The following is a 6092-nucleotide window of genomic DNA, read 5'->3' on the forward strand; positions in this document are numbered from 1 at the left end:
GCCCCCAGCATGATCATCGTCGGGGTCGGCGGGGGAATCGCCGCGTACAAGGCGTGTGCCCTGATCCGCCACTTCACCGAGGCGGGGCACGAGGTGCGGGTGATCCCCACCGAATCGGCGCTGAAGTTCGTCGGTGCCGCCACCTTCGAGGCGCTCTCCGGGCACTCGGTGCAGACCGGGGTCTTCGAGTCGATCCCCGAGGTGCCGCACGTGCGGCTCGGCCAGGAGGCCGAGCTCGTCGTGATCGCGCCGGCCACCGCCGATCTCATGGCCCGTGCCGCCCAGGGCCGCGCCGACGATCTGCTCACCGCGACGCTGCTCACCGCCCGCTGTCCCGTGGTCTTCGCGCCCGCGATGCACACGGAGATGTGGGAGCACGCCGCCACCCGCGCCAACGTCGCCACGCTGCGCGAGCGCGGCGCCACCGTGATCGAGCCGGCCTCCGGCCGCCTCACGGGTAAGGACACCGGTGCCGGGCGCCTGCCCGAGCCCGACCAGATCGGCGCGCTCGCCGATCTGCTGCTCGAGCATCCCGCCGGCTTGCAGCGCGACCTCGAGGGGCGCCGCGTGGTGATCTCCGCGGGCGGCACCAAGGAGGCGCTCGATCCCGTCCGCTACCTCACCAACCGCAGCTCCGGGAAGCAGGGCTACGCGCTCGCCCGGATCGCGGCGCAGCGGGGCGCTCGGGTGACCCTGGTGGCGGGCAACACCATCGGCCTCGCCGATCCGCCCGCGGTCGACGTGGTGCGGATCGCCTCCGCCCTGGATCTGCAGGCCGCGATGACCGCCCACGCCGCCGATGCGGATCTGGTCATCATGGCCGCCGCCGTGGCGGACTACCGGCCCGCGCAGGTCGCCGATACCAAACTCAAGAAGGGCGCCGACGGCCGCAGCGACGCCCTCGAGACGATCACGATGATCGAAAACCCCGACGTCCTCGCCGGCCTGGTGCAGGCGCGCCGGGACGGCGGGCTCCGCCCCGGAACCGTGATCGTCGGGTTCGCGGCCGAGACCGGCGACGCCCAGGGCAGCGTCCTGGATTACGGCCGGGCCAAGTTGCAACGCAAGGGCTGTGACCTGCTCGTCCTCAATGCGGTCGGCGATGGCCGAGCCTTCGAGGTGGACGAGAACTCGGGGTGGCTGCTGGGCGCGGACGGCAACGAGACCGCGCTCCCGCTCGGCTCGAAGATGGCCATGGCCGCCCGCATACTGGACGCGGCCGTGGCCCGCGTCGGCTCCGCCCGCTAGGTTGGAAAGTCGCACACCAAGTCGAGAGGACATAGCGCCGTGGTTTCTGGGTTCGCCAATTCCGCCCATCGTCTGTTCACCAGCGAGTCGGTCACCGAGGGGCACCCGGACAAGATCTGTGATGCCATCTCGGATTCGGTGCTCGACGCGCTGCTGACCGAGGACCCCTCCTCCCGCGTGGCCGTGGAGACGCTCGTCACCACCGGTCAGGTGCACGTCGCGGGCGAAGTGACCACGAGCGCGTGGGCCGACATCCCGAAGATCGTGCGCGAGAAGGTCCTGGAGATCGGCTACGACAGCTCCGCGAAGGGCTTCGACGGCAACTCCTGTGGTGTGAACATCGCCATCGGCGCGCAGAGCCCCGAGATCGCGCAGGGCGTGGACCACGCCTACGAGCACCGCGTCGACGGTGCGCAGGACGAGATCGACGCGCAGGGCGCGGGCGATCAGGGCCTGATGTTCGGCTACGCCTGCTCGGACACCCCCGAGCTGATGCCGCTGCCGATCTCGCTGGCGCACCGGCTCTCGCGCCGCCTGACCGAGGTGCGTAAGAACGGCACCCTGCCCTACCTGCGTCCGGACGGTAAGACCCAGGTCACCATCGAGTACGCCGGCGAGCAGCCGGTGCGCCTGGACACCGTGGTCATCTCCAGCCAGCACGCCGCCGATATCGATATCGACGGCATGCTCACCCCCGATCTGCGCGAGCACGTGCTCGGCTCGGTGATCGCCGATCTGAACCTGCCCAGCCTGGACACCTCGAACGTGCGGCTGCTGGTGAACCCCACCGGCAAGTTCGTGCTCGGCGGCCCGATGGGCGATGCGGGCCTCACCGGTCGCAAGATCATCGTGGACACCTACGGCGGCATGGCCCGCCACGGCGGCGGCGCCTTTTCGGGCAAGGACCCGTCGAAGGTGGACCGCTCGGCCGCCTACGCGATGCGCTGGGTCGCCAAGAACGCCGTGGCCGCCGGTCTCGCCGAGCGGATCGAAGTGCAGGTCGCGTACGCCATCGGCAAGGCGGCGCCGGTCGGCCTGTTCGTCGAGACCTTCGGCACCGAGCAGGTGGATCCCTCGAAGATCCAGCAGGCCATCACCGAGGTCTTCGACCTGCGGCCGCGCGCGATCATCAACGATCTCGACCTGCTGCGCCCGATCTACGCTCCCACCGCCGCGTACGGCCACTTCGGTCGTACCGACATCGACCTGCCCTGGGAGCACACCGGCCGCGCGGACGCGCTGCGCTCCGCGGCGGGCTTCTGACCGACACCTCCACGGCGGTGGACGCTGCGTCGAACCCCGGCGAGCTCCCCATCGCGCGGGTGCTGCCGCTGCTCCAGGTGAGCCACCTGGACCGCGAGTTCGACTACCTGGTTCCGCCGGAGCTCGACGCCGATGCGCAGCCCGGGGTCCGGGTGCGCGTGCGGTTCTCGGGTCGGCTGGTGGACGGGTACCTGCTCGAGCGGCTGCCGCGGTCCGATCACGAGGGCAAGCTCGCCAAGCTCGACCGGGTGGTGTCGCCGCTGCCGGTGCTGACACCGCCGGTCCTGCGCCTGATCACCGAGGTGGCGGCGCGCTACGCGGGCACCCGGGCGGATGTACTGCGGCTGGCGATCCCGCCGCGGCACGCGCGTGTCGAGAAGGATCTGCTCAAGGCTGATCCGCCCGAGCCCGGCGCCCCGCCCGCGGTGGTCGACCCGCTGGCCGAGTACACCCACGGGGAACAGTTCGCGGCCGCCGCCGTGGCCGGCCGCGCGCCGCACGCGGTCTGGCAGGCACTGCCCGGCGAGGACTGGGCGGCGCGACTGGCCGAACTGGCCGCCGCGGTGATCGCCTCCGGGCGCTCGGTGCTGATGGTGGTTCCCGATCAGGCCGACCTCGACCGACTGGCCGCGGCCTGCGCGGAGCTGTCCCCGACGGTGCTGGCCGCGGGTCTCGGTCCCTCCGCTCGGTACCGGCGATGGCTCACCGCACTGCTCGGCCGCACCCGGCTCGTGATCGGAACCCGCAGCGCCGCCTTCGTGCCCCTGGCCGATCTCGGGCTTCTGGTGCAGTGGGACGACGGCGACGAATCCTTCGTCGAGCCCCGCGCGCCGTATCCGCACACCCGCGAGGTACTCGCGCTGCGCGCCCACCAGGAGGGCGCGGCGTTGCTGATCGGGGGGTTCGCCCGCACCCCCGAGGCGCAGGCCCTTCTCGACGCGGGCTGGGCCGCGGAGGTGGTCGCACCCCGCGAGCGGGTGCGCGAGCGCTCGCCGCGGATCATCGGCGTGGCCGACTCCGATTTCGAACTCGCCCGCGATCCGCTGGCCCGGTCGGCGCGGCTGCCGGCGGCGGCCTTCGCCGCGGCGCGCACCGCGCTCGATGCGGATCGTCCTGTGCTGGTGCAGGTTCCGCGGCGCGGCTACGCCCCGGCGATGTCCTGTGAGCGGTGCCGCACGCCGGCGCGGTGCCGGCGGTGTCACGGACCGCTCGAACAGGCCGCGGGCGGTGTGCTCCGGTGCCGGTGGTGCGATCGGACCGATCCCGGATACCGCTGCCCGGCGTGTGGCGGCACCACGATGCGGGCCGTGATCATCGGCGCCTCGCGCACCGCGGAGGAGCTCGGGCGCGCCTTCCCCGGCGCGGCGGTCACCATGTCGGGCGGTGAGAACGTGCTCGCACAGGCCCAGGGCGGCCGCCGCCTCGTGGTGGCCACCCCCGGTGCCGAACCGGTGGTGGAGGGCGGCTACGGCGCGGCGCTCCTGCTCGACGGCTGGCTGATGCTGGGCCGGGCCGATCTGCGTGCGGGTGAGGAGACGCTGCGGCGGTGGATGAACGCCGCAGCGCTCGTGGCGGCCGACGGCACGGTGGTCTGCGGTGCGGATGCCTCGGTTCCGGTGGTGCAGGCGCTGATCCGCTGGGATGCCGCGGGCTTCGCCGCCACCGAGCTCGCGGAGCGCGCCGTGGTCGGATTCCCGCCCGCCGCCCACCTCGCCGCGCTCGATGGTGCGGAGGCCGATGTCGTCGCGGTCGCCGAGGCCGCGGAGCTACCGCCCGGCGCCGAGATCCTGGGACCCGTGGATCTGCCGCCCGGGGTGCGGGTGCCGGGTGCCCCGGACGACGGTCCGCCGCCGATGCGGATGCTGGTGCGCGTCCCGCGCCGCGACGGACGTGCCTTGGCGCAGGCCGTGTTTCGCGCGCAGGTCGGACGGAGTCTGCGTCGGGAGGGCGCACCGGTGCGAATCCAGATGGACCCCTTGCGAATCGGCTGACGCGCCACTCACGCCATTCATCTCGACCAACTAGATGTGCAAAAGTTTGGTAAGGTGAATGGCGGAGCGCCGGGAAGTCTGGTCGGCATGTCAATCGTCGCCGACCTGATCAAGGATCGTTCAACCATGCCCCGACCGATCGCGCCTCGGCGTGCCTCCGCTCTGTTCCGCCGTGGATCACCCACGGAGACTTCCCGTATCACCGCCATCCTCCGCAAAGAGGCGGTCGGCGGATTCCTGCTCGTCGGTGCCGCGATCGCGGCGCTCATCGCCGCGAACAGCGGCCTCGCCCCCGCGTACGAATCACTGCGCGGCACGGTCGTCGGATACGCGCCGTTCAAGCTCGATCTCACTTTGGGGCAGTGGGCCTCGGACGGCCTGCTCGCGGTCTTCTTCTTCCTCGTCGGCCTCGAACTCAAACGCGAGATCGTCGCCGGGGAGCTCCGCTCGCCCCGGACGGCGGCCGTCCCCGTGGTCGCGGCGATCGGCGGTGCCCTCGTGCCCGCCTTGATCTACCTGGTGCTCAACGCGGGCGGCCCGGGAAGTGCCGGGTGGGCGATTCCGACCGCCACCGACATCGCCTTCGCGGTCGCCGTCCTCGCCGTGGTCGGCTCGCACCTGCCCGCTGCGCTGCGTCTGTTCCTGCTCACCCTGGCCGTGGTCGACGATCTCCTGGCCATCGCGATCATCGCCATCGCGTACACCGAACAGGTCAATTGGACGCCGTTGGCGTGGAGCACCATCCCGCTCGCGCTCTTCGGTTTCCTGGCGCATCGCTACGCCGGCGCGTTCTCGCGCCATCATCTGGCGGCGTGGCTCGTACTGCTGCCCGTGGGCTTCCTCTTCTGGGTCCTCGTGCACGCCTCCGGAATCCACGCCACCATCGCCGGCGTCCTGCTCGGGTTCGCGGTGCCGGTTCTGCGGGGCGGCCCCGACGGGGGACTGGCCGAGGAGTTCGAGCACCGGTTCCGCCCGCTCTCGGCCGGATTCGCGGTCCCCGTGTTCGCCTTCCTGGCGGCCGGCGTCACGCTCACCGGCAGCGGCGCGGTCGCGGTCGCGGACCCGATCTTCATCGGCATCGTCGCGGGACTGGTGCTCGGCAAGCCGATCGGCATCGTGGCGGCCACCTGGCTGGTGACCCGGCTCACCCGGAGCACGCTCGATCCCGCGGTCCGCTGGATCGATCTGCTGGCCGTATCGCTGCTCGCGGGTATCGGATTCACCGTTTCGCTGTTGATCGCCGAACTCAGCTTCACCGACTCCGCCGAACAACTCGCGTTCGCCAAGCTGGCGGTCCTGTGCGCATCGGTGGCCGCCGCGGTGGGGGCAGGGGTGATCCTGGGCGTGCGGAATCGCACCTACCGCAGGCTCGAAGAGGCGGACGCGGAGCTCGACGCCACCGACGTGGCGGGCGCCGACGACGAGCGCACGGCGCTGTTGATCGCCACCCCCTTCCGGCCGCGCGCGACCCGCTGGATCCCCGGGGTCCGGGGCCGGCCGATCCGGCTCGCCGTCGACGGGCGGGTGATCCGCATCGACGGCGACGGCGGGGTCCGGATACCGGTGCGTCCCGGTGCGCACGACGTGGTC

General features: G+C 72.0%; 3 protein-coding genes and 1 pseudogene. All 4 read left to right on the forward strand.

Annotation, left to right across the window (positions count from 1 at the left end):
- The first annotated feature begins 9 nt into the window (after nt 1-9).
- Nucleotides 10-1248 carry a bifunctional phosphopantothenoylcysteine decarboxylase/phosphopantothenate--cysteine ligase CoaBC gene (gene coaBC / locus ABD108_RS00180; RefSeq protein ID WP_343928922.1) on the forward strand — a complete coding sequence of 413 codons (1239 nt, stop codon included), beginning with the start codon at nt 10-12 and terminating at the stop codon, nt 1246-1248.
- A gap of 39 nt (nt 1249-1287) precedes the next feature.
- Nucleotides 1288-2511, forward strand: coding sequence for a methionine adenosyltransferase (metK, locus tag ABD108_RS00185; protein ID WP_220655744.1), 1224 nt, complete (start codon nt 1288-1290; stop codon nt 2509-2511).
- A gap of 17 nt (nt 2512-2528) precedes the next feature.
- Nucleotides 2529-4502: a primosomal protein N' gene (locus ABD108_RS00190; RefSeq protein ID WP_343928923.1), complete on the forward strand. Its 1974-nt coding sequence runs from the start codon at nt 2529-2531 to the stop codon at nt 4500-4502.
- Between the two features lie 126 nt (nt 4503-4628).
- A pseudogene (gene nhaA, locus ABD108_RS00195) lies at nt 4629-5897 on the forward strand (Na+/H+ antiporter NhaA); the annotation flags it as partial.
- Nucleotides 5898-6092: the final 195 nt, after the last annotated feature.

The sequence above is a fragment of the Tsukamurella strandjordii genome (assembly GCF_039525985.1).
Taxonomy (GTDB): domain Bacteria; phylum Actinomycetota; class Actinomycetes; order Mycobacteriales; family Mycobacteriaceae; genus Tsukamurella; species Tsukamurella strandjordii.